The 22,267-nt window shown below is 60.2% G+C and carries 21 protein-coding genes; 14 read left to right on the top strand and 7 right to left on the bottom strand.

Features of this window, described 5'->3' with window-relative positions; all coding sequences use genetic code 11:
* Positions 1–101: 101 nt before the first annotated feature.
* Positions 102–2,975, bottom strand: a complete 2,874-nt coding sequence (locus RHP74_RS30945) for an EAL domain-containing protein (RefSeq protein ID WP_010465376.1) — start codon at positions 2,973–2,975, stop codon at positions 102–104.
* A 258-nt stretch (positions 2,976–3,233) separates the two neighbouring features.
* Here RHP74_RS30945 and uvrD point away from each other — a divergent pair, with 258 nt between their 5' ends.
* The 3 genes from uvrD (at position 3,234) to RHP74_RS30960 (ending at position 7,145) form a co-directional block, all read left to right on the top strand.
* Positions 3,234–5,417, top strand: a complete 2,184-nt coding sequence (gene uvrD / locus RHP74_RS30950) for a DNA helicase II (RefSeq protein ID WP_010465377.1) — start codon at positions 3,234–3,236, stop codon at positions 5,415–5,417.
* A gap of 311 nt (positions 5,418–5,728) precedes the next feature.
* Positions 5,729–6,601, top strand: coding sequence for a Tim44 domain-containing protein (locus RHP74_RS30955; protein WP_010465378.1), 873 nt, complete (start codon positions 5,729–5,731; stop codon positions 6,599–6,601).
* A 136-nt stretch (positions 6,602–6,737) separates the two neighbouring features.
* The gene (locus tag RHP74_RS30960) at positions 6,738–7,145 is read left to right on the top strand and encodes an SMI1/KNR4 family protein (RefSeq protein ID WP_010465379.1); all 408 of its coding nucleotides are present in this window, start codon (positions 6,738–6,740) and stop codon (positions 7,143–7,145) included.
* Between the two features lie 21 nt (positions 7,146–7,166).
* Here RHP74_RS30960 and RHP74_RS30965 read toward each other — a convergent pair whose 3' ends face one another.
* Positions 7,167–8,930, bottom strand: a complete 1,764-nt coding sequence (locus RHP74_RS30965; protein ID WP_010465380.1) for a cation:proton antiporter — start codon at positions 8,928–8,930, stop codon at positions 7,167–7,169.
* A 203-nt stretch (positions 8,931–9,133) separates the two neighbouring features.
* Here RHP74_RS30965 and RHP74_RS30970 point away from each other — a divergent pair, with 203 nt between their 5' ends.
* Positions 9,134–9,616 carry an acyl-CoA thioesterase gene (locus RHP74_RS30970; RefSeq protein WP_010465381.1) on the top strand — a complete coding sequence of 161 codons (483 nt, stop codon included), beginning with the start codon at positions 9,134–9,136 and terminating at the stop codon, positions 9,614–9,616.
* A gap of 51 nt (positions 9,617–9,667) precedes the next feature.
* Here RHP74_RS30970 and pdxY read toward each other — a convergent pair whose 3' ends face one another.
* A complete protein-coding gene (pdxY, locus tag RHP74_RS30975) occupies positions 9,668–10,540 on the bottom strand; it encodes a pyridoxal kinase PdxY (protein WP_010465382.1) in 873 nt (290 codons plus the stop codon).
* 118 nt (positions 10,541–10,658) lie between these two features.
* On the opposite strand from pdxY, the gene RHP74_RS30980 reads away from it, so the two are divergent.
* Positions 10,659–11,072, top strand: coding sequence for a DUF3301 domain-containing protein (locus RHP74_RS30980; protein ID WP_311096977.1), 414 nt, complete (start codon positions 10,659–10,661; stop codon positions 11,070–11,072).
* Here the strand turns inward: RHP74_RS30980 and RHP74_RS30985 are convergent.
* Complete coding sequence (locus RHP74_RS30985; protein ID WP_311096978.1) at positions 11,069–12,034, bottom strand: CobW-like GTP-binding protein; 966 nt, start codon at positions 12,032–12,034, stop codon at positions 11,069–11,071. The genes RHP74_RS30980 and RHP74_RS30985 overlap by 4 nt on opposite strands.
* Before the next feature lie 27 nt (positions 12,035–12,061).
* Here RHP74_RS30985 and RHP74_RS30990 point away from each other — a divergent pair, with 27 nt between their 5' ends.
* Complete coding sequence (locus RHP74_RS30990) at positions 12,062–12,418, top strand: hypothetical protein (protein WP_010465385.1); 357 nt, start codon at positions 12,062–12,064, stop codon at positions 12,416–12,418.
* Here the strand turns inward: RHP74_RS30990 and RHP74_RS30995 are convergent.
* Positions 12,415–13,065 (bottom strand): DUF1826 domain-containing protein, encoded by a 651-nt coding sequence (locus RHP74_RS30995; protein WP_145306485.1) that lies wholly within the window; start codon positions 13,063–13,065, stop codon positions 12,415–12,417. The genes RHP74_RS30990 and RHP74_RS30995 overlap by 4 nt on opposite strands.
* On the bottom strand, positions 13,065–14,273 hold the full coding sequence (gene zigA, locus RHP74_RS31000; protein WP_154502311.1) for a zinc metallochaperone GTPase ZigA: 1,209 nt from the start codon (positions 14,271–14,273) through the stop codon (positions 13,065–13,067). Before zigA ends, RHP74_RS30995 begins: the two co-directional genes overlap by 1 nt.
* Positions 14,274–14,416: 143 nt before the next feature.
* Here zigA and RHP74_RS31005 point away from each other — a divergent pair, with 143 nt between their 5' ends.
* A complete protein-coding gene (locus RHP74_RS31005) occupies positions 14,417–14,794 on the top strand; it encodes a hypothetical protein (protein WP_010465388.1) in 378 nt (125 codons plus the stop codon).
* Here RHP74_RS31005 and RHP74_RS31010 read toward each other — a convergent pair.
* Entirely contained in the window at positions 14,791–15,987 is a 1,197-nt protein-coding gene (locus RHP74_RS31010) for an N-acetylmuramoyl-L-alanine amidase (protein WP_311096981.1), read from the bottom strand. The genes RHP74_RS31005 and RHP74_RS31010 overlap by 4 nt on opposite strands.
* An 86-nt stretch (positions 15,988–16,073) precedes the next feature.
* On the opposite strand from RHP74_RS31010, the gene folE2 reads away from it, so the two are divergent.
* The 7 genes from folE2 to RHP74_RS31045 are packed head-to-tail and all read left to right on the top strand — an operon-like array spanning position 16,074 to position 22,221.
* Complete coding sequence (folE2, locus tag RHP74_RS31015) at positions 16,074–16,970, top strand: GTP cyclohydrolase FolE2 (RefSeq protein ID WP_311096983.1); 897 nt, start codon at positions 16,074–16,076, stop codon at positions 16,968–16,970.
* Positions 16,967–17,635 (top strand): metal ABC transporter ATP-binding protein, encoded by a 669-nt coding sequence (locus tag RHP74_RS31020; RefSeq protein WP_083375422.1) that lies wholly within the window; start codon positions 16,967–16,969, stop codon positions 17,633–17,635. Before folE2 ends, RHP74_RS31020 begins: the two co-directional genes overlap by 4 nt.
* Positions 17,635–18,501 carry a metal ABC transporter permease gene (locus tag RHP74_RS31025; RefSeq protein ID WP_311096986.1) on the top strand — a complete coding sequence of 289 codons (867 nt, stop codon included), beginning with the start codon at positions 17,635–17,637 and terminating at the stop codon, positions 18,499–18,501. The genes RHP74_RS31020 and RHP74_RS31025 overlap by 1 nt, the downstream gene beginning before the upstream one ends.
* An 11-nt stretch (positions 18,502–18,512) precedes the next feature.
* A complete protein-coding gene (locus RHP74_RS31030; RefSeq protein WP_311096988.1) occupies positions 18,513–19,388 on the top strand; it encodes a metal ABC transporter substrate-binding protein in 876 nt (291 codons plus the stop codon).
* Positions 19,385–19,945 carry a DapH/DapD/GlmU-related protein gene (locus RHP74_RS31035; RefSeq protein ID WP_311096990.1) on the top strand — a complete coding sequence of 187 codons (561 nt, stop codon included), beginning with the start codon at positions 19,385–19,387 and terminating at the stop codon, positions 19,943–19,945. Before RHP74_RS31030 ends, RHP74_RS31035 begins: the two co-directional genes overlap by 4 nt.
* A 2-nt stretch (positions 19,946–19,947) precedes the next feature.
* Positions 19,948–21,285, top strand: a complete 1,338-nt coding sequence (locus RHP74_RS31040; protein WP_154912720.1) for a dihydroorotase — start codon at positions 19,948–19,950, stop codon at positions 21,283–21,285.
* A gap of 30 nt (positions 21,286–21,315) precedes the next feature.
* Positions 21,316–22,221, top strand: a complete 906-nt coding sequence (locus tag RHP74_RS31045; RefSeq protein WP_311096992.1) for a His/Gly/Thr/Pro-type tRNA ligase C-terminal domain-containing protein — start codon at positions 21,316–21,318, stop codon at positions 22,219–22,221.
* Positions 22,222–22,267: the final 46 nt, after the last annotated feature.

Here is a 22,267-nt window from a genome sequence, read left to right on the forward strand (position 1 = left end):
GATGTAGCAAGCTTGTAGTTATACTACATGAATCGGCTTTTTGCCTGCTCAATGCGTAACTCGATGTCCCCATTCCACGCCACATACGCTTGATGTAGCACTTACAAGGGTTTTGCGTCCTCACCTAAAAGCGCCGCCAGGTCATCGGCCTCGACTGGACGGCTGATCAGGTAACCCTGCACTTCATCGCAGCGCTCGGCTTTCAAGAATTCCAGCTGCTCTGCGCGCTCCACACCTTCAGCCACCACTTTCAGCGACAAGCCATGCGCCATGGCGATGATCGCCCGGGTGATCGCTGCGTCCTCGCTGCCCTGCCCCAGACCGCGGATAAACGCCTGATCGATCTTCACGTAATCCACGGGAATGCGCTTGAGATAACTCAGGGACGAATAGCCCGTGCCGAAATCGTCGATCGCCAGTTTCACGCCCAGATCCCGCAGCTGCTGGAACGTCGCGATGATGTGCTCGACGCTGTCCAGTAGCTGGCTTTCGGTGAGTTCGAGCTCCAGGTAGTGCGGCGCCAGGCCGGTTTCTTCCAGTACCTGCCGCACCAGGCTGACCAACTTGCCCTGGCGCAATTGATGCACCGACAAATTGACCGACACGCGAATCGGCTCAAGCCCCTGCCGTTGCCATTCGCAGGCCTGCCAACAGGCTTGGCGCAACACGAACTCGCCGATCGGACCGATCAGCCCGGTTTCCTCCGCCAGACCGATAAATTCAGCGGGCGGCACACGCCCCATGGTCGGATGATCCCAGCGCACCAACGCTTCGGCAGCGTTCAGGCGCCCGGTGGCGAGGCATAGTTTCGGCTGGTAATAGACTTGCAGCTGCTTCTCTTCGATCGCTTTGCGCAGCTGATTTTCAAGCTGCAATCGCTCAAGGGTGCTGGCTTGCAAGCTCTCGGTATAGAACTGGAAGTTGTTGCCGCCCAAGTGTTTGGCGTGCTGCATGGCAATGTTCGACTGGCTGACCAGCGCGGAAATTTCTCTGGCGGTGTCCGGCAACATGCTGATGCCCATCGAGGCGCTGACCACCAGTTCATGGCCATCGACGGTGATCGGCAAACGCAGTTTGGTCGACAACCGGGTCGCCACGCGCGCCAGGCTCGACAGGTTGCCGTAGGCATCGAATATCACCGCAAATTCGTCACCGGAAAGCCGCGCGATGGTGTCCGCCTCGGGCAATGCGTTGACCAGCCGCCGGGCCATTTTCTGCAGCAACTGGTCAGCGACTTCATGGCCAAGGCTGTCATTGAGCAGCTTGAAACGATCCAGGTTGATATGCAGCAGTGCCAGGCTGCGACGCCCCCCCTGACGCACCCGCTGATGAGCCTCGCGCAGCCGTTCGCGGAACAGCGAACGGTTGGCCAGGCCCGTGAGTTCATCGTAATGGGTCAGATAGCGCATGCGCTCTTCGGATTCCCGTCGAGCGGATAGATCGGCGAAGAAGCCGACGATATGGCTCACCTTTCCCCGAGCATCCCGAACAGCGTTGAGTTGCAGCCACTGTGGATAGAGCTCGCCGTTTTTGCGGGTTTCCACCAGCTCGCCCTGCCACGTGCCGTGCTGTTCCAGCGCATGATGGATCGCGCCGTAGTGCCTGCGCGCATCGCGGCTGCACGGCAACTCGACGACGTTGCGCCCGATCATGTCGTCGATGTCGTAGCCGGTGACCCGGCTGAAAGCCTGATTGACCGCGATCAGCGCGTAATTGGGGTCGAAAATCACGATGCCTTCGCTGGCCGCCTCAAACACCGTCGCCGCCAGTTGGCGCTGTTCTTCCTGGCCCTTGCTCGCGCTGATGTCGCGGCGGGTGCCGACCATGCGGATCACCCGACCATTTTCGCTGCGCTCGACCGCTCGTCCACGGTCCTCGATCCAGACCCAGTGACCGTCGCCGTGCCGCACCCGGTATTCGATCTGGTAATCCTCGCTGCGGCCTTTCAAATGCTCGACCAGGGCACGACGCAGCGACGGCAAGTCTTCGGGGTGAAGGCGAGGCTTGAGGTGGCTGAGCATCGCGGTGACGAATTCCGGTTCCAGGCCGAACAACTCTTGAAGTTGGGTGTGATGGACTTCGTCAGTTTGCAGGTTCCAGTCCCACAGCCCGAGTTCACTGGCCTTCAACGCCAGCGCCAGTCGCGCTTCGCTCTTGCTCAGGGCCTGGTTGGCCGCGTCCAGTTCGAGGCTGCGCTGGGCGACCCGGTTTTCCAGCTCGACCTGGGCTTCGCGCAACTTGTCTTCGGCGCACCGGCGATGATCAATCTCTTTGGCCAACTCGTGATTGAGCTGGTCGCCGCAGCTCTGCGCCTGCTGCAGATGCTCGATCAGGGCCTGATTCTGAAAGCGCCGTAGCAAGCCGCTGTCGATCAACCTGTTCACCTGCCAGGCCACCACGCTCAACGCGCCCAATAAAATCAGCCCGAACCAGCCCCAACCCTGGCCTTGTTCATCTCCACCCCAGAAGAGATAGGCGATGGCCGGCAACAGGCAGGGCAAGGTAAAGGACAGGAATGCCGGCAGGCTGACCGCATACGCAACGCTGGCCGACAGGGCGGCGGCGCCGATCAGGCCGAATACCCAGGCTTGCTGCATGAAATTATCAGCGGGAACCAGAGCGATGCCGGCACCGGCCAGGGTCAGGCCTGTCATGGCGGAGCCCAGCAGGAACATGCGACGCCAGACCGGATGGGCCTGGCGATTGGGAATGGCCGAATCGAAGGCCGCGACTTGAATCACCCGCAGGGCCACCAGCGATAGAAGCCAGATCAGCCAGACACTGACGATGAAGTAGCGCTGCGGACTCCAGAGCAGTGCGGCACAGACCAGCCCGTTGATCAGCATGAACAGCGTAGGCAGCAGCGAGCCCTGGTAGAGCAGGCGCGTGCGCTCGACCGCCATTTCCATGGCGTACTGTTTGCGGATAACCCGGGGCTCCACAGAAGGGCCCGACAGGTCGGAGCTGAGGGTCATAGGCAATGTTCTTGTTCTTATAATGGTGAGCATGAGCCCGAAACGTGGACGGAGCATACACAAGCCGATGCCCTTACCAAACTGCCCCGGATCATAAAATCGACAAAATTTCAGCCCCCCGCCGCCGCCTGAAAACCCTTGGAGCGAGCCCCGCCAACGCTTGCAGCCAGTGACTGACCGGTCGTCATTCGTGCTTCTTTCATCGGCTAATGCAAAGCTCGGTTTGCCCGGTGTGACGGCGCACCCTAGAATGCCCCGATGCGCGATGATCTCTCCCTTCTGCTGAACTCCCTCAACGATGCCCAACGCCAGGCCGTAGCTGCCTCCGTGGGTCGTCAGTTGGTCCTGGCCGGTGCTGGTTCCGGTAAAACCCGAGTGCTAGTGCACCGTATCGCCTGGTTGATCCAGGTCGAGAACGCCTCGCCCCACTCGATCCTGTCGGTGACCTTCACCAATAAGGCCGCTGCCGAGATGCGTCATCGCATCGAGCAGCTGATGGGTATCAACCCGGCCGGCATGTGGGTCGGCACCTTCCACGGCCTGGCGCACCGCTTGCTGCGGGCGCACTGGCAGGAAGCCGGCCTGAGCCAGACCTTCCAGATTCTCGACAGCGACGACCAGCAACGGCTGGTCAAGCGGGTGATCCGCGAGCTGGGGCTGGACGAGCAACGCTGGCCGGCCCGCCAGGCTCAGTGGTTTATCAACGGGCAGAAAGACGAAGGTCTGCGCCCACAACACATTCAAGCCAGCGGCGACCTGTTCCTGGCGACCATGCGCAGCATTTATGAGGCCTACGAGGCCGCTTGCCTGCGCGCCGGTGTTATCGACTTCTCCGAATTGCTGCTGCGTGCCCTCGACCTGTGGCGCGATCACCCGGGCCTGCTGGCCCATTACCAGAAGCGCTTCCGGCACATTCTGGTGGACGAGTTCCAGGACACCAACGCCGTTCAGTACGCCTGGTTGCGTCTGCTGGCCAAGGGCGGCGACAGTTTGATGGTGGTGGGCGACGACGATCAGTCGATCTACGGCTGGCGCGGCGCGAAAATCGAGAACATTTATCAGTATTCCGACGATTTCCCGGATGCCGAGACCATTCGTCTGGAGCAAAACTACCGCTCCACCGCCGGGATTCTCAAGGCTGCCAACGCCCTGATCGCCAACAACACCGGGCGCATGGGTAAAGAACTGTGGACCGATGGCGGCGAAGGCGAAGCGATCAATCTGTACGCCGCGTTCAACGAGCACGACGAAGCACGCTACGTGGTGGAAACCATCGAAAGCGCGCTGAAAACCGGCTTGGCCCGTAGCGATATCGCGATTTTGTACCGCTCCAACGCCCAATCGCGCGTTTTGGAAGAAGCGTTACTGCGCGAGCGCATTCCGTACCGCATCTATGGTGGGCAGCGCTTCTTCGAGCGCGCCGAAATCAAGAACGCCATGGCCTACCTGCGTTTGCTGGAAGGTCGCGGCAACGATGCGGCGCTGGAGCGGGTCATCAACGTTCCGGCCCGTGGCATCGGCGAGAAAACCGTTGAAGCGATTCGCGACCATGCGCGCCACAGTGACGTATCGATGTGGGAAGCCATGCGCTTGCTGGTCGCCAATAAAGGCCTGACCGGGCGTGCCGCTGGCGCGCTCGGCGCATTTATCGAGCTGATCGAGAACCTTGCCGCCAAGTGCATGGAAATGCCGCTGCACCTGATGACCCAGACGGTTATCGAACAGTCGGGGCTGATTGCCTACCACGAAGCGGAAAAAGGCGAGAAAGGCCAGGCCCGGGTAGAGAACCTTGAGGAACTGGTCAGCGCCGCGCGCAACTTCGAAAACGCTGAAGAAGATGAAGACCTGACGCCATTGGCGGCGTTCCTCGGCCACGCGTCGCTGGAGGCCGGTGATACCCAGGCCGACGAGCACGAAGACAGCATTCAGCTGATGACCTTGCACAGCGCCAAGGGCCTGGAATTCCCTTACGTGTTCCTCGTGGGCATGGAAGAAGGCCTGTTCCCGCACAAGATGAGCCTGGAAGAGCCGGGGCGTCTTGAAGAGGAGCGCCGTCTGGCTTACGTCGGCATTACACGGGCGATGCAGAACCTGGTGATGACCTACGCGGAAACCCGACGCCTGTACGGCAGCGAGACCTACAACAAGGTGTCGCGTTTCGTGCGCGAAGTGCCAAAAGGCCTGATCCAGGAGGTGCGGCTGTCCAACAGCGTCAGCCGTCCGTTCGGTGGTGGTCAGCAACAGAGCTCCAGCAGCCTGTTTGGCGGCAGCGAGATTCCGGACACCGGGTTCAGCCTCGGTCAGGCCGTGCGGCATTCGGTGTTTGGCGACGGCGTGATCCTCAACTTTGAGGGCGCCGGAGCCCAGGCCCGGGTGCAGGTGAACTTCAGCGAAGGCAGCAAGTGGCTGATGCTCGGTTACGCCAAGCTGGAAGCTATTTAGGCGCCCATGATCGTTCCCACGCTCGGCGTGGGAATGCATCCCGTGACGCTCCGCGTCACAGTGGACGCAGAGCGTCCATGGCGGCATTACCACCCAGAGCGTGGGAACGATCTATCTGCGCCGCACCCGCTACGGGCATTCCTACAGAACTTATCTCCTCGTCCTACAGACCAAAGTTAACAGGCCCTATTGCGCTGACCGAAGCTGAACGCAACCTGTCAGGCAAAAGCCAGAAACACTCTGCCGCTAGCCAGTAACACTTCAGCTGTGCAACATGGCGCGCGTGCCATCCACAAATGGGAATTCCCTTTATGAAACGTTTTCTTAGCATCGCCATGGCGTTGTGCATCGGCCTGACGATGAGCCTCGACGCCAACGCCAAGCGCTTTGGTGGCGGCAAGAGCTCCGGCGCTGCGCCGACTCACCAGACCAGCCAAATGGCTCCTTCTTCTGCCGCCGGTGGTGCTGCCGCCACTGCGGGCGCGGCCGGTGCCGCTGGCGCTGCCGCCAAGGCCGGCGGAGCTTCGCGCTGGCTCGGCCCTCTGGCCGGCATCGCTGCCGGTGGCCTGCTGGCCTCCATGTTCATGGGCGACGGCTTCCAGGGCATGCAGATCTTCGACATCCTGATCATGGCTGTCATTGCGTTCCTGATCTTCCGCTTCATCGCCGCTCGTCGTCGCAAGCAACAGGAGCACCTGGCTCCAGCTGGCGCACCGATGCAACGTGAAGTGTTCGAGCAGAAGCCAGCCGGCATGGGTTCGATCTTCGGCGGCTCGGCGGCACCTGCTGCCGCTCGTCCGGTAATCAACGCGCCAGCCTGGTTCAATGAACAGAACTTCATTGAAGCGGCCCGCAACCACTTCCAGTCCCTGCAGCAACACTGGGACTCCAACGAAATGGACAAGATCGCCGAGTTCGTGACCCCGCAATTGCTGGAGTTCCTGAAGCGTGAACGTGCCGACCTCGGCGAAGGTTTCCAGTCCACCTACATTGATAACCTCAATGTTCAACTGGACGGCGTGGATGATCGTGCCGACAAGACCATCGCCACCCTGACCTTTACCGGTGTGTCGAAGACTTCGCGTTTCGACCAGGGCGAAGTGTTCAGCGAAAGCTGGAACATGGAACGTCCGCAGGGCGAAAACCAGCCTTGGCTGGTGGCCGGTATCCGCCAGAACGGCTGATCCCCTCCGCGTTACGCATGCTGTAATAGAAACCCCGGCCTCGGCCGGGGTTTTCTATTTCGCAGTTGCATCTGTAGCGAGCTACTGTATAAACCGCCCCAACTGAACCGCGCCATCAAGCAAGAGGATCCCGGACGTGGAAGAAATCATCGAACAACTGCGTGAAGCCAACGAACCGGTACCGGTCCCCTTGGAGTTGCCTGACGAAGACCAGATCGTGGAAATCGAGGAACAACTGTTCATCGATATTCCCTTCGTCTTCAGAGAGTTTTTGCTGACTGTCAGCGACGTTGTCTACGGCAGCCTGGAGCCGGTGACCGTCACCGACCCGCAATCCCACACCTACCTGCCAGACGTTGCTGCCAACGCCTGGGATGCGGGTGTTGATCGCAGCATGATCCCGATCTGCCAGGACGGCGACAATTACTACTTGGTCGAAGAAGACGGCACCGTGGTGCTGTGGTTGGCCGAAGAAGAGCTGGTCGCCGAAGAAACCTGGGAATCGGTGTGGCACTGGGCGCGGGACGTCTGGCTGGAAAGCTGAGTCGTCTGACGCGCCGCGTGGTCAATGCCCGGACGACTCCTTGTGGTTGTCCAGTGTTTCGAGCAACGCCACCTGCATCCGCGTGTGCACGCGGATAAACCAGCGCCAGAGCAGTGCTGCCACCCCGGCGGCCACCACGACGATCAGTACCAGCAACTTGTTGGTCGGCAAAATACTGGCCGACAAGGCTGCCAGCAGCAGGAAGATCACCAGCAGCGAGAGGATCGGGATCACTTCGGCGATCACCCGGCGCACTCGCTGCGTGTGGCGCCCTGCCATCTCCGGCTTCACGCCCATCTCCGCCAACAGCATCGACAGCGCCTTGAGCTTACGATAAGCGGCGATCAGAAACGGCAGCGACAACAGCAACGCCCCGCCCCAGATCAACGCTTTCTGCCAGCTCGGATCGCTGATCCACGCTTGCAGGTACACGGACATGCGTTCGGCGAAATACGCGCCGGAAAAAAAGATCGCAATCACCAGCGCCAGATTGACCCCGACCTGCAACAGAATCCGCCGGATCATCGACGCCAGCAGCGCGCCCTCGCCCTGTGGCTGAATGCTGCGCAGCCACTCGCCGTACATCCCCAACACTCGCGCCAGCCGCTGCGGCATCACCGCGGCAAGCTTGATCGACAGAGGATCAGCCGCGCGGATCAGATACGGCGTCAGCAACGTGGTAATCACCGAGACTGCCACGGCGACCGGGTAGAGGAAGTTGCTGGTGACCTGCAGCGTCATGCCCAGCGCAGCGATGATGAAGGAGAATTCGCCAATCTGCGAAAGCCCCATCCCCACGCGCAGTGAGGTGCGTCCGTCATTGCCGGCGATAAAGGCCCCGAGGCCGCAGGAAAGCATTTTGCCGAGCACAACGGCCACGGTAATCACTGCGATTGGCCAGGCGTATTGCAGCAGGATCATCGGATCGAGCATCAACCCGATCGCCACAAAGAAGATTGCACTGAACAGGTCGCGAACCGGCTCGATCAAGCGCTCGATCTTCAGCAATTGCCGTGACTCGGCCATGATCGCCCCAATCAGGAACGCGCCCAGGACCATGCTGTATTCAAGCTTGACCACCAGCAGGCAGAAGCCGAAACACAGGCCCAGCACAGTGATCAGCAGCATTTCATTGCTTTCGAACTTCGCCACATAGGCCAGTAATCGCGGCACCAGCAAGATGCCAATGACCAGTGCCACGATCATGAACAGCGAGAGCTTGCCCACCGTGGAAAACACTTCGCCGGAACTGACCGTGCCGCTGACCGCGATGCTCGACAGCAAGGCAATGATGCCGATACCGAGGATGTCCTCGACAATCAGCACACCGAAGATCAGCTGGGCAAAGCGCTCGTTCTTCATCTTCAGGTCGTTGAGCGCCTTGACGATGATGGTGGTCGAGGAAATCGCCAGGATCGCGCCGAGGAACAGCGAATCCATGGTGTTCCAGTCAAACCATTGGCCGATTTCGTAGCCGATCCAGATCATCAGCACGATTTCGAGGAACGCCGCGATGAATGCCGTGGCACCGACCTTGAACAGCTTGCGCAGGCTGAACTCCAGGCCCAGGCAGAACATCAGGAAAATCACCCCGAGTTCCGCGAGGGTCTTGATGGTTTCTTCGTCGTGGATCAGGCCGAACGGCGGCGTGTGCGGACCGATGATGAAGCCGGCGACGATATAACCCAGTACCACCGGCTGTTTGAAGCGGTGGAACAGCACCGTCACCACCCCGGCGACCAACATGATCACTGCCAGATCCTGAATAAAACTGATGGCATGCATGGTGTCGGGCTCCTTGAGGTGGACGTCCGGAGGTTAACACCGCGACTTCCGCCAGAAAGGCGGTGCAATATATGGAAACAGATCGATCCGGCGTGACGGCGAGCAGCCGCCCGGCGTCCCGATAACTGTGGTTTGAAAAAACCGACCAGGCACCCGCAGAGGTGCCGCCCTTCCGCCATTCTGCCTTGACCCGTGAGAACGCTATGGAACCCGGAAACGCCCAGCTGTCGATGACGGTATTGATGACCCCTGACATGGCCAACTTCTCTGGCAATGTTCACGGCGGTACCCTGCTCAAATACCTCGACGAAGTGGCCTACGCCTGCGCCAGCCGTTACGCCGGCCGCTACGTGGTGACCTTGTCGGTGGACCAGGTGATTTTCCGCGAGCCGATTCATGTCGGCGAACTGGTGACCTTCCTGGCCTCGGTCAATTACACCGGCAACACTTCCATGGAAGTGGGCATCAAGGTGGTGACCGAAAACATCCGTGAGCGCTCGGTGCGCCACACAAACAGCTGCTTCTTCACCATGGTGGCAGTGGATGACGACCGCAAACCGGCTGCCGTACCGCCGCTGCAACCGCAGAACAGCGAAGACAAGCGCCGCTTCATGCAGGCTCAGCAACGCCGGCAGATTCGTCAGGAACTGGAAAAGCGGTATCAGGAAATCAAGGGCGATGCCTGACGTGTTCGGGGTTTAGATCGCTTTCGCGGGCAAGTCTTGCCCGCGAAGCTTTTAAAGACTGATCGCGGTAGCTTCGAACTTCACCCGCGGATGCGCAATCCGGTCCTGCGCCCGCACCAGTTCCAGCTCATAGCTGGCACACGCCTGAGTTTCCAGCAGCACTTCATGCACCGCCGCCGCCGTGAACTCGAAGGCCGCCAACAGGCTGTCGCCTAACAGCACACGCGCCAGGAACAGCCCCGACGTCAGGTCGCCAACACCCACCGGCTGACGCGGAAACGCCAGCAGCGGACGACGCAGGTGCCAGCTGCCTTCCGCCGTTACCAACAACATCTCGAAGCCATCCGCCGGCTTGCCGGGATAGTCCAGATGTTTGACCAACACCGCCTTCGGTCCGCGCGCCAGCAGTGCGCGTGCCATCGCCAGGCAATCGAACAGCGACTGCGGCTTGCGCCCCGAGAAACTGTCCAGCTCCAATTGGTTCGGGCACATGAAGTCCGCCACCGAAGCCGCCTCTTCCAGCAGGAAATCGCTGACTTCGGCCGGCACGCTGCAGCCCTTCTCCGGATGGCCCATTACCGGGTCGCACAAATACAGCGCCTTGGGGTTCATCGACTTGATCCGCGCCACACCCGTCAGGATCGCCCGGCCCTGAGCCGCACTGCCGAGGTAACCGGACAGCACCGCATCGCAATTGCCCAGCTCGCCAATCGCCGCGATCCCTTCAACCAGATCGGGGATCTGGTGCGGTGCCAGCACCTCACCGGTCCACTGGCCGTATTGCGTGTGGTTGGAGAACTGCACGGTGTTGAGTGGCCAGACATTCACCCCGACCCGCTGCATCGGGAAAACCGCGGCGCTGTTGCCAGCGTGGCCGAACACCACGTGGGACTGGATGGCGAGCAGATGGGGCGTACGTTTCATGCGGTGAGTTCCGTAAAACGATTGAAATTCGAGCCGCGCAGTATGCGACGAAACACGGCCTGTACGACAGACCGGCGACGCAGTTAAGCTGGCACTATCTTGTTGGAGCAATTTGCTGATGCTGACCCTCGGAAATATCTTCGTGCTGATGCTGCTCGCCGCTGGCGGCGCATGGCTGTGGCACAACCACGGCTTGCGCGAGCGCGCGCTGGAAAGGGTCAAGCTGCATTGCACCAAGCTCGGGATCGAGTTGCTGGACGGTAACGTGGCGCTGAAAAAGATCGCGTTCATCAAAGACGCCAACGACCGGCGGCGCCTGGCTCGTGTGTATAACTTCGAGTTCACCGTGACCGGCGAAACCCGCCACAACGGCACCATCACCCAATTCGGCGCCCACAGCGCGCAGATCGAACTGGCGCCTTACCCAATGCCGTTCGACGACACGCCTGCTGTGGTCGACGTGGAGAAGCCTCGCGCGGAAGTGATCGAGCTGAGCCAGTGGCGGCAAGAGCACACCAAGTGGCGTCCTTAACCAGTCCGACAGTCGGCCAACGCTTTTTGCAGTGAAGCCACTTCCTGCGGCTCACCGAAAATCAATTCGATCCTCGAATCCTGGCGCCATTCGCTCGGCTGCCATTCCAACGGCGAGTTATCCAGCGCATTCGCTGATACCCAACCGTCGACGCTGTGGATAACCAGCTTCGCTCGCCGCCAGGCAAAGCTTTCAAGCCACTGGCCAACGCGAGCCGCGTCGAAGGTCTGAGTCGGATGCCACCGCCAACCGACGCTCCAGCCGCCGTCCTGCGCCTGACTCAAGCAAATCGGCAGCGCAGGATCGGTCCAGATGGCCGGCATCTGCGCCAACCCCTTGGGCACGATAAAGTTATCCACACCCGCCTCCGCCTGAACGCCAAGGCCCGGTAATTCGCTCAACGGCAGGCGCGCTTGCTGCGTCCAGTACAAAGGACGAGCAGGCAGCTGCGCGGCGATTCGCTGGCGATCATTGACGTCGAGACCTTCCGCCTTGTTCAGCACCAACAAACCGGCACTGCTCAACGCCTCCTGTTGCGCCTCGGGCAATGGTTTGCCAGCGGCGAGCGCCTGGGCATCCCAAACCAGTACACAAGGTTGTACCGCCAGTACGCCTTGCCACGGCGCTTCACTCAATTGCTTGAGCAACTGCGCCGGGTGGCCCAACCCTGATGGCTCGATGAACAGCCGATCCGGCCGCGCCTTGCGCAGCAACCGCCCGAGGCCGATCTGAAACGGCGCACCGTTCACGCAACACAAACAGCCCCCGGCCACTTCCCCCAGTGCGATACCATCGGCGTCCCGGGTCAGCAGCGCGGCATCGAGGCCGATCTGGCCGAACTCATTGATCAGTACCGCCCAGCGCTCGCTCGCTGGCCGCTGCGCCAGCAGGTGCTTGATCAAACTGGTCTTGCCCGCGCCCAATGGGCCGGCAATGACGTGAGTGGGAATGTTCTGCAACATGGTCGATGTTTTCTGAGGAGGTAATGGATGCGGTTGATGGAATTGTCGTTGCTGTTGGCGCTCTGTTCCGGTGAGGCGCTGGCCCAGGCTTGCGTGGTACATAGCACAGCCGAGCGACTTGACGTGAAAGTCTGCCAGCAGAACCGCAACATCCCGCAAAAGCTCTTCGCCGACGGATTCTGCCAGCCGAACCTTCCCGGGCAGAAAGTCGACGTGCAATACGTCGACCAATGTCCCACGGGCGCGTTCGGCGTGTGCAGCAACGCCCAAGTCGCCAATATGCCTTACCGACAGGATATTCACTATTACGGCGTAGCCACCGATGCGGCGTATCTGAAGCCGTTTTGCGAAGGCCAGAGCCAGGGCAACTGGCTCAAGCCTTAGGCCAGCCAATCCAGGGTCAGGATCAAACGGCGTTCGCCCGATGCGAGTTGCGGCGAACGGTGGATCAGACCGAATCCTTCGTTGCCGTGCCATTTCTCGCCTTTCAGCAGTGCCACTTCACCGCTGACGATCTGCTCGATCAGCGAATGCTTCGTGGGCTCGGCACCAGGCTGGCCCAGTTGCCGGCGATCCATCACCCCTTCTTTCAGCCACTGACTGCCAGCTCCGGAATACGTCGTGATTAACCGCACCGGCACATGATCGACGTGAAAACGCGGGCACATGGCCTTGTCCAGAACGCGCACGCGCAGGCCGATGCGCTTGGCGCCCAACAGACAAGCGAATGCGCTGACCAGCCAGGACACGTCGGCAATGAAACCGGCATAGCCTTCGAGATCGCGGAAACCGGATGCCAATTCATGCAGATCGGGCTCGGTGTCTTCGTTGGGTAACTCCAGGACCAGCGACTCGGCCAGTGGCTCGTTCAGGGACAGCAACAAGCACCCGAAATCACTGATGTGCGCCGGGAGCTGGCGCTGCCAGATCGCCAGATTTACCCCGTCTTCAAGAATTCGGGTCAGGGTTTGCGGCGTTTCACCTTGAACCTGATGAACGACCGGCCGCAGCTTCAGACTGGGCGCCAGCATCAGGCGGCAACCTCTTCGTCCCAAGGGCCGAACGGATCTGACAGCAAACGCCAGCCTTCGATACCCAAGGCCATTTCATCATCGCTCAGCAGGCAATTGTCGAGTTCGGCGGTGAGTTGCGCAAAGTCGATGTTCTGACCGATAAACACCAACTCCTGACGGCAATCGCCGGTGGCTGCCGTCCAGTTTTCCATGATCCCGGCCGTGCTTTCTTCGTCCTGCGGCCACTGGGTTTTCGGCACGAAGCGCCACCAGCGCCCGGCGAAACCATGGCGCATCAAGCCGCCGGCCTGGGACCAGCTACCCGCGTCCATATGCTTGCTGGCCAGCCAGAAAAAGCCTTTGGAGCGCAACAGTTTGCCGTTCACCCATGGTCGATCGATGAAGCTGAAAAAACGTTGCGGATGAAACGGTCGGCGAGCTCGGTAAGCCGTCGAGGCGATGCCGTACTCCTCGGTTTCCGGCACGTGTTCGCCGCGTAACTCCTGCAGCCAGCCTGGCGCTTGAGCCGCCTTTTCAAAGTCGAAACGCCCGGTGTTGAGGATTTCCTTCAGGGGGACTTCACCCATGACCATCGGGATGATGTGCGCCTGAGCGTTGAGGCGTTCAAGAATCGCGATCAGCTCCTCACGTTCGTGGCGGCTGATCAAATCGATCTTGCTGATGAGGATCACGTCGGCGAATTCGATCTGCTCGATCAGCAGGTCGGTGATCGAGCGCTCGTCCTCCTCGCCCAATGTTTCACCACGGGAAGCGAGGCTTTCGGCCGCCTGATAGTCGAGCAGGAAGTTCATGCCATCGACCACCGTGACCATGGTGTCGAGCCGCGCGATGTCGGCCAGGCTCTGCCCCTCTTCATCACGAAAAGTGAACGTTTCGGCCACGGGCAATGGCTCGGAGATGCCGGTGGATTCGATCAACAGGTAATCGAAACGCCCCTCCTTGGCGAGCTTGCTGACTTCTTCGAGCAGGTCTTCGCGCAAGGTGCAGCAAATGCAGCCATTGCTCATCTCCACGAGTTTTTCTTCGGCACGATTCAGGCTGACATCGCGCTGGACTTCGCTGCCATCGATGTTGATCTCGCTCATATCGTTGACGATTACCGCGACTCGCAGGTTTTCGCGATTACGCAACACGTAATTGAGCAGCGTGCTTTTACCGGCGCCGAGAAAGCCGGACAGGACGGTCACGGGGAGACGATTGGGCATCAGGATTTCCTCACAGAGATGCCCGATCGCAGTGTCGGGCTGATTTCAATGTTATAGTATAACAATGCAATCAAGCCAGTCTGCTCTTGCCCTTCACGATAAAGGGTACGATGCTGAAACCCGCCCACGCCGTGAGAATTCCCATGCGCATTGCCCTGAAATCAGCGCTGGTTACCTTTTCGCTGTTGCTCGCCATAGACGCCCGGGCTCAGATCCCGAACCTGGCCACATGCACCCGAAGCGCCAATCTGCTCGCCTGCGTGGATGCCGATGGCAATGCCTATAGCGTCAACACCGTTGGCAGCACGATCTACTTGCGCGGTTTCGAAAGGGTAGGCAAACGCTATTGGGCGCAGACCAACAGCCGTTACGGTCAGCTCACGTTTTTCACCGGCATCGCCTCCGACGGCGAAGCCTGGGTCGGTTACAACCGGCGAGTCGGCTGGACTACGATCAACCGCTTCTCCAGCTCAGGCGGCAGTAGCGCCAGGTTCACCTGTAGCAGGATCAGCGGCTGCTAGGCCTGCGCTTTTTTCTGTTGCTGTTGCCAGGCGATGTAGCTGTCGAGCGGCGGGTTCTTCTGAAAATAGCGCTGCAATCCTTCGAATAATCCATCAGCCACAGCCTGCTGATGGCGGGCGGTTACCAGTCGCTGACTGTCGCGGGCGTTGGAAATGAAGCCGGTTTCCACCAGGATCGATGGCACGTCCGGCGACTTCAGCACCGCGAATCCCGCTTGTTCCACACGCTTCTGATGCAGCGAGGTGATGGCCGCCAGACTGCCGAGCACGGTGCTGCCCAGCTGCAAGCTCGCGGCGATAGTGGCATTCATCGACATGTCGAGAATCACCCCGGCGAGCATTGGGTCCTTGTCCTTGAGATTGAGCAGACTGGTGGCGCCCAACAAGTCCGCGCCGTTCTCCCTCTGCGCCATGAAACGCGCCGTGGCCGAGGTGGCGCCGCCCTCCGACAAGCAATACACCGACGCGCCTGAAGCGGTGAGACGCGGCGCCGCGTCCGCATGCACCGAGATGAAGATATCGGCGTTGTGCTTGCGGGCGATCTCGACACGTTTACGCAGCGGAACGAAGAAGTCGTCGTTGCGCACCAACTTCACGTCGAAGCCCTTCTCGCGTTTCAACCGCTTGGCCAATAGCTGGGCGATGGACAGGACGACGTCTTTCTCTCGCTCCCCTTTGGCGCCCACTGCACCGGGGTCTTTGCCGCCGTGACCGGGGTCGACCACCACGATGATGTCGCGCCTGGGGTGAGCCTTGTCGACCCTCGCCTGGGTCGCCTCGGCGATGTTGAGCGGCGCTGATGGCTTCAGATCGAGGACCAGCCGGTCGCCTTGGCCATCCTGCGGCGGCAGCAGAAAGCTGTTGAGCTGAACCGGGCCGCTGAGGTCGAGGACGATCCGCGTATCGCCCTGACCAAAACGCCCGGACCGGATCGAACGAATGACCGTATTGCCAAGCGCCAGTTGGCTGAAGTCGCCGCTGAGGCTGGCACCACGCAGGTCAACAATCAGCCGCTCGGGAGTGCTTAGCGAGAAGGTTTTGTACTGCACCGGCCCGCTCAAATCGAACACCAGACGCAGCTTGTCATCCGATCGCCAGAGCCGCGCGTTGCGAATCTGCGTAGCCGAAACACCAAAGGGCAACGCGAAGGCCGCGCAGGCCAGCATCCAGTTGAGCAAGTGACGTCTGTGCATGTTGGAAGCCGCTCGTGAAAAAGGCATGGTCGATTTCAATGTAATAACATAACATGTGGAACCCCACTCCTACGACGGACCTGCTCATGAATGCGCTGACTCTGCCGGATATCGCCGCGCAGGCTTCCCGCCAAGCCCTGCCACTCGACTGGGTGGGCATGTGCGGCATCGCTCTTCCTATGTTGTTCGATGGCCAACGGCTTAGTGCAAAGGTGGACGCCGGCGTGAGCCTCGATGATGGAGAAGCGCGCGGTATTCACATGTCCCGGCTGTATTTAGCGCTGGAAGCACTTGAGCAGGAAAACCTGACGCCCGCCCTATTGCGGCGAGTTCTTCAACGTTTTCTCGACAGTCATGAAGGGCTGTCCCACGGCGCTTACTTAAAAATTGATGCGGATTTACTGCTCAAAAGGCCGGCGTTGATCAGTCCGCTGGCCGGCTGGAAAACCTATCCAGTGAGCATCGAAGCGCGTTTGAAAAACGCGATGTTCCACGTGGAACTAAAAATCGATGTTCCATACTCCTCGACCTGTCCGTGTTCAGCCGCACTTGCCCGGCAGTTGATTCAGCAACAATTCGTCGACGACTTCGCCAACAAGTCGCTGCAACACGCTGATGTATTGGCGTGGCTTGGTTCTACCAAAGGCATCGTTGCGACACCGCACAGCCAACGCAGCAACGCACGTTTACAGCTGCGGCTGGACGACTACCTGGATGACCTGCCGCTGATTGCACTCATCAATGACGCCGAAGCGGCACTCGGCACCGCCGTACAAACCGCGGTGAAGCGTGCCGATGAACAAGCCTTCGCCCTGGCCAATGGGCAAAACCTGATGTTCTGCGAGGACGCCGCTCGCCGATTGAATCTGGCCTTGAAACGCTCTCCCGGTATCAACGCTTTCCACATACGCGTCGTCCACGCCGAAAGCCTTCATGCCCACGATGCCGTTGCCGAAAGCCGATGGAACTGGGTAACCGCATGATCCGTTGTCAGGCATTGCGCTGGGGGGCGCCCGGTCAACCGCTTACGCCCCCTGTGGATTTTGAATTGCCCGAAGGCAGTCTGACTGCCGTGATCGGCGCCAATGGCTCGGGTAAAAGCAGTCTGCTGAAAGTCATCGCGGGGCTGCAAAAACCCTTGGCCGGAAAAGTCAGCCTCGCTATTCCACGCAAGGGCTCGCTTTCCTTCCTCCCTCAACAGCAACACCTGGACAGGCAATTCCCCATCAGCCTTCAGGAGTTGGTAGCCGCTGGTTTCTGGGGCAGCAAGCAATCGCCAGAGATACGCCACCAACGTATCAAAGCCGTGCTGGAAGACTGGTGCCTGACGGGATTGGAGCAGCGCCCGTTGATGGCCCTTTCCGGCGGCGAATTGCAGCGCGCCCTGCTCGCTCGCTTGAGTCTTGCCGAAGCGCCTTTGCTGTTACTCGATGAACCCCACGCCGCACTCGATGAGCTGGGCCAGTCGCTGCTCTGGAAACACCTTCATAACTGGCACGCCGAAGGTCGAACCCTGGTGGTCGTGTGTCATGACCTGGCCGCCGTTCGCCAACATATTCCTCAAAGCCTGCTGATCAAAAGCAGCGGCTGCATCCTCGGACCCAGTACCGAACTGATCCGCCAACCACAGCAAGTGCAGGTGGCCTGATGCTCGCTGCCGCTCAGCTTTGGCAACCGTTCCACGAGTTTGTATTCATGCGCCGGGCACTCTTGGGCGGATTGGTCTTGGCTTGCAGCACCGCGCCGTTGGGTGTGTTTCTGATCCTTCGCCGGATGAGCCTGATCGGCGACGCGGTAGCTCACGGCATCCTGCCGGGTGCAGCGCTCGGTTTCTGGTTCGCCGGTTTGAGCCTCCCGGCACTGACCATTGGCGGACTTGGTGCAGGCCTGAGCATGGCCGGACTCGCCGCATGGATCACCCGCCGAACGGGGTTGCGCGAAGACGCGAGCCTCGCTGCGATCTATCCGATTTCCCTCGCCAGTGGCGTGCTGATCCTCGGCATTGCCGGCAAACGCCTGGACCTGCTTCACCTGCTGTTCGGCTCCGCGCTGGCGGTCGATGGGCCGACGCTGACCGGCATGCTGTGGGTCTCCGGGTTCAGCCTGATCGCCATGGCGCTGATCTACCGGCCCTTGCTGCTGGACACCCTCGACCCGCTTTTCCTGCAAACCGTCAGCCGTCTTGGCCCGCTGGCTCACGGCGTATTCCTGACCCTGGTGGTGCTGAACCTGGTGATCGGCTTCCAGGCCATCGGTGCCTTGATGGTGGTCGGTTTAATGATGTTGCCGGCCGCCGCGTCGCGGTTCTGGAGTCGCCGTTTACCCATGTTGATAGCGATTGCCGCCATGCTCGGCTGCCTCTCGGTATGGCTTGGCTTATTGCTGTCGTTCTATTACTCGCTGCCCAGCGGCCCGGCGATCGTGCTGGTGGCGGGCGGTTTGTATGCGCTGTCCGTGGTGTTCGGTCCGGTGCACGGTTTGCTGCGCCGCCCACCTTTGCTCACATCCCAATGAGGTTCTTTCCGATGCGCGCTTTACTCGTGCTGTTCAGTCTGATGCTGTCGATGTCGTTGTCTGCGGCGGAAAAACTTCAGGTGGTCACCAGTTTCAGCATCCTTGCCGACATGACCCATCACGTCGGCGGCGACCATATCCAGATCACCAACATGGTCGGTCCTGACGCCGATGCCCACACCTACGAGCCAACTCCGGACGATGCCAAAGCCTTGCTCAAGGCCAGACTCATCATCAAAAACGGTTTGGGTTTCGAGCCATGGCTGGACCGCCTGGTGACCAGCACCGAGACCAAGGCCTCCGTCATCAGTGCGAGCCACGGCGTCATCCCGCGCTCCCTGAATGAAGACGGCGAGACCGTGCCCGACCCTCACGCCTGGCACAACCTGGCCAACACCGAGCTGTACATCAGCAACATCACCAAGGCGCTGATCGCCGCCGACCCGGCGAACACAGCCGACTACCAACGCAACAGCCAGGCCTACCTGAAACAGATCTACGCACTGCTCGCCCAAGCCAAGGCCAAGCTCGGTTCGCTACCACCGGGCAATCGCAAGATCGTCACCTCTCACGATGCGTTCGGTTATCTGGGCCAGGCCTACGGCATCGACTTCATGGCGCCGCAAGGCCTGTCGACGGAACGCGAACCTTCAGCTGCGGAAGTCGCTGCACTGATCACCCAGATTCGTCAGGCCAAGGTCAAAGCGGTGTTCATGGAAAACATCAAGGACGCCCGTCTGCTCAAGCAGATTGCCGATGAAAGCGGCGCGCACATCGGTGGCACGTTGTACTCCGATGCGCTCGCCGCAAGCGGTCCGGCGAGTACCTTTGCCGGCCTGTTCGAATACAACCTCAACACCCTCTACGACGCGTTGAGCAAGCCATGATCCGCAAGAACCCCTCAGGCGATTTGCCACTGATTGCGGAATCCGCCTATGTGGATAAAACTGCGATCATCTGCGGCAAGGTGGTGATTGGCGAAAACGTCTTCGTCGGCCCCTACGCCGTCATTCGGGCTGACGAAGTGGACGCGTCAGGCGAGATGGAGCCCATCACTATCGGCGCCAACTCGAACATTCAGGATGGTGTGGTGATCCACTCCAAGTCCGGCGCGGCGGTGACCATTGGCGAGTTCAGTTCAATCGCTCACCGCTCCATCGTTCATGGCCCTTGCACGGTTGGCGATCGAGTGTTCATCGGTTTCAACAGCGTACTGTTCAACTGCGCGGTCGGCGATGGCTGCGTGGTGCGGCACAACTCGGTGGTCGACGGTCGTGACTTGCCCGAAGACTTCTACGTGCCCTCCACCACCCGTATCGGCCTCAACACCGACCTGTCGCAGTTCCCACCGGTGAGCGTCAGTGCCTCGGAATTTTCCGAGGACGTGGCGCGCACCAACGTCGACCTGGTGCGCGGCTACAAAGCCCTGCAGAACGAGTTTTAACCATGAGCAGCGTGCTGATTCGCAATGCCAGATTGGTGAACGAAGGTCGGGAATTCGATGGCGACCTGCTGGTGAGCAACGGCAGGATCGTGAAGATCGCGGGCAGTATCCACGGAGAAAATGCCCACGTCGAAATCGATGCACAAGGACAGTGGCTAGTGCCTGGAATGATCGATGACCAGGTGCATTTCCGAGATCCCGGGGCACCGGACAAGGGTAGCTTTTACACCGAATCGCGGGCGGCCGTGGCGGGCGGCATCACCAGTTTCATGGACATGCCCAATACAAATCCGGCAACCCTGACCCTCGCGGCACTCGATGACAAGAAGCGTCGAGCAGCGATCAACTCCGTCGCCAACTACGGCTTTCACTTCGGCGTGAGCAACGACAACCTCGACACCGTGGCGGCGCTCAATCCCTGTGAAGTAGCCGGTGTGAAAGTGTTCATGGGCGCCTCTACCGGCAACATGCTGGTGGACGATCCGCAGACGCTCGAACGATTGTTCGCCGAGGTGCCGACCCTTCTGCTGGCCCATTGCGAACACACACCCAGCATCGAAGCCAATGCTGCAAAAGTCCTCGAGCGTTTAGGGGAGCACATTCCCGCCTCGGTGCACCCGCAGATTCGCGATGCCGAAGCGTGCTTTCGTTCGTCCTCAATGGCCGTGGACCTGGCCAGGCGACACGGCACCCGCCTGCACGTTTTGCATTTGACCACCGCGCGTGAACTGGCATTGTTCGAAGACAAACCGCTGACACATAAGCGCATTACCGCCGAAGTCTGCCTGCATCATTTGCTGTTCGATGATCGCGACTACCCGAGCCTCGGCAACCTGATCAAATGCAATCCGGCGATCAAGACCCAGGCCGATCGTGATGCCCTGCGCCAAGCCCTGATGAGCAATCGGCTGGACGTCATCGGCAGCGATCACGCGCCGCACACCTGGGCGGAAAAACAACGGCCCTACCACCAGGCCCCGTCCGGATTGCCATTGGTGCAACACGCCCTGCCCGCGTTAATGGAACTGGTGATCGACGAAGTGCTGCCGATAACTGCCCTCGTGGCCAAGACCAGTCATCGCGTGGCTGATCTGTTTGCCATTCCCGACCGTGGCTATCTGCGCGAAGGCTACTGGGCCGACCTCGTTCTGATCAAAGCCGAGCCAGAGGGCGTAGCCGTTTCCAGGCAGCCGATCTTGTCGCAATGCGGCTGGACACCCTTCGCTCGCCAGCGTTTTCGCCACAGCGTCAGCACCACGATCGTATCGGGGCAAATCGCCTGGCACGACAAACGTCTTAATGACAACTGCCAGGGTTTACCCCTACGGTTTATGCGCTAACGCGCGTTAATTGCACTCGAGAGCACCGACATGATTCACATCACCCTGAGCGATGGTTCATTGCGTGAATACGACCAGCCGTTGTCGGTGTATGAATTCGCCGCGAGCATCGGTGCCGCGCTGGCCAGAGCGGCCGTGGCTGGTCGGGTGGACGGTGTTCTGGTGGACTGTGAATTCATGATCGAGGCCGATGCCCGGGTCGGCATCGTCACGCCTCAGGAGCCCGATGGGTTGGAGATCTTGCGACGCTCCTGCGCATTGATGCTGGCAGTGGCCATCAAGCAACTCTATCCAAAAGCGCAATTACAGATCGGATCGGCGATGGGTGATGGCTTCTTCTACGAGTTTGCGTTTGAGCGTCTGTTACACCTGGTCGACCTGGCCGGTATCGAAGCGCGCATGAGGACCCTGGCTGCAACCAACCATTCGATCCGGCGCAGAAAGCCGCCACCCGGATCGACGCCCCCGGAAAAGTCATTGCCCTATCTCCTTGGGGACTTCGAGTGTCTGTCAGTGGGGCCGCATGTTCCCGCAACCCGGGTGTTGCAGGCATTCGCGCTCGATCACATCAGCGGCACCGCGCCACAACGGATTTATGGAACGTGCTGGCCCAGCCAACAGGAACTGGATGACTGGCGGGCGCCGCTGCACGTGATCATTGTCAGCATGGACGAGCGTCAGGCGGATTACGCACAGTCGGTGACCGAGGCGTTGCGCCGGGGTGGCGTGCGCGCTCGTGCCGATCTGCGCAACGAGAAAGTCCGCCACAAGATCCGCGAGCACAGTCAGCAAGTGCCGTATCTGGTGGTGATCGGTGAGAAAGAAAAAGCCGGCGGGTTTGTCAGTGTGCGCAGCCGCACCGGAGAGGATTTCGGCAGGATGGCGGTTGATGCGGTGTGTGAGTGGTTGAGGTCAATTGGCATTGCGAGAGTCTGAGCCGGCTCCTTCGCGGGCAAGCCTCGCTCCCACAGGATCTGCATCG

Origin of the sequence: Pseudomonas sp. SG20052 (assembly GCF_031766055.1) — a bacterium.
Taxonomy (GTDB): Bacteria; Pseudomonadota; Gammaproteobacteria; order Pseudomonadales; family Pseudomonadaceae; genus Aquipseudomonas; species Aquipseudomonas mandelii.

Bases quoted from the DNA above. Each gene is read 5' to 3' on its own strand.
- RHP74_RS31005 (WP_010465388.1), top strand. From the start codon at position 14,417: ATGCGCATTGCCCTGAAATCAGCGCTGGTTACCTTTTCGCTGTTGCTC.
- RHP74_RS30980 (WP_311096977.1), top strand. From the start codon at position 10,659: ATGCTGACCCTCGGAAATATCTTCGTGCTGATGCTGCTCGCCGCTGGC.
- pdxY (WP_010465382.1), bottom strand. From the start codon at position 10,540: ATGAAACGTACGCCCCATCTGCTCGCCATCCAGTCCCACGTGGTGTTC.
- RHP74_RS30965 (WP_010465380.1), bottom strand. From the start codon at position 8,930: ATGCATGCCATCAGTTTTATTCAGGATCTGGCAGTGATCATGTTGGTC.
- RHP74_RS30990 (WP_010465385.1), top strand. From the start codon at position 12,062: ATGCGGTTGATGGAATTGTCGTTGCTGTTGGCGCTCTGTTCCGGTGAG.
- RHP74_RS30985 (WP_311096978.1), bottom strand. From the start codon at position 12,034: ATGTTGCAGAACATTCCCACTCACGTCATTGCCGGCCCATTGGGCGCG.
- RHP74_RS31030 (WP_311096988.1), top strand. From the start codon at position 18,513: ATGCGCGCTTTACTCGTGCTGTTCAGTCTGATGCTGTCGATGTCGTTG.
- RHP74_RS30945 (WP_010465376.1), bottom strand. From the start codon at position 2,975: ATGACCCTCAGCTCCGACCTGTCGGGCCCTTCTGTGGAGCCCCGGGTT.
- RHP74_RS31040 (WP_154912720.1), top strand. From the start codon at position 19,948: ATGAGCAGCGTGCTGATTCGCAATGCCAGATTGGTGAACGAAGGTCGG.
- RHP74_RS31020 (WP_083375422.1), top strand. From the start codon at position 16,967: ATGATCCGTTGTCAGGCATTGCGCTGGGGGGCGCCCGGTCAACCGCTT.
- zigA (WP_154502311.1), bottom strand. From the start codon at position 14,273: ATGCCCAATCGTCTCCCCGTGACCGTCCTGTCCGGCTTTCTCGGCGCC.
- RHP74_RS31010 (WP_311096981.1), bottom strand. From the start codon at position 15,987: ATGCACAGACGTCACTTGCTCAACTGGATGCTGGCCTGCGCGGCCTTC.
- RHP74_RS31045 (WP_311096992.1), top strand. From the start codon at position 21,316: ATGATTCACATCACCCTGAGCGATGGTTCATTGCGTGAATACGACCAG.
- folE2 (WP_311096983.1), top strand. From the start codon at position 16,074: ATGAATGCGCTGACTCTGCCGGATATCGCCGCGCAGGCTTCCCGCCAA.
- uvrD (WP_010465377.1), top strand. From the start codon at position 3,234: ATGCGCGATGATCTCTCCCTTCTGCTGAACTCCCTCAACGATGCCCAA.
- RHP74_RS30955 (WP_010465378.1), top strand. From the start codon at position 5,729: ATGAAACGTTTTCTTAGCATCGCCATGGCGTTGTGCATCGGCCTGACG.
- RHP74_RS31035 (WP_311096990.1), top strand. From the start codon at position 19,385: ATGATCCGCAAGAACCCCTCAGGCGATTTGCCACTGATTGCGGAATCC.
- RHP74_RS30970 (WP_010465381.1), top strand. From the start codon at position 9,134: ATGGAACCCGGAAACGCCCAGCTGTCGATGACGGTATTGATGACCCCT.
- RHP74_RS31025 (WP_311096986.1), top strand. From the start codon at position 17,635: ATGCTCGCTGCCGCTCAGCTTTGGCAACCGTTCCACGAGTTTGTATTC.
- RHP74_RS30995 (WP_145306485.1), bottom strand. From the start codon at position 13,065: ATGCTGGCGCCCAGTCTGAAGCTGCGGCCGGTCGTTCATCAGGTTCAA.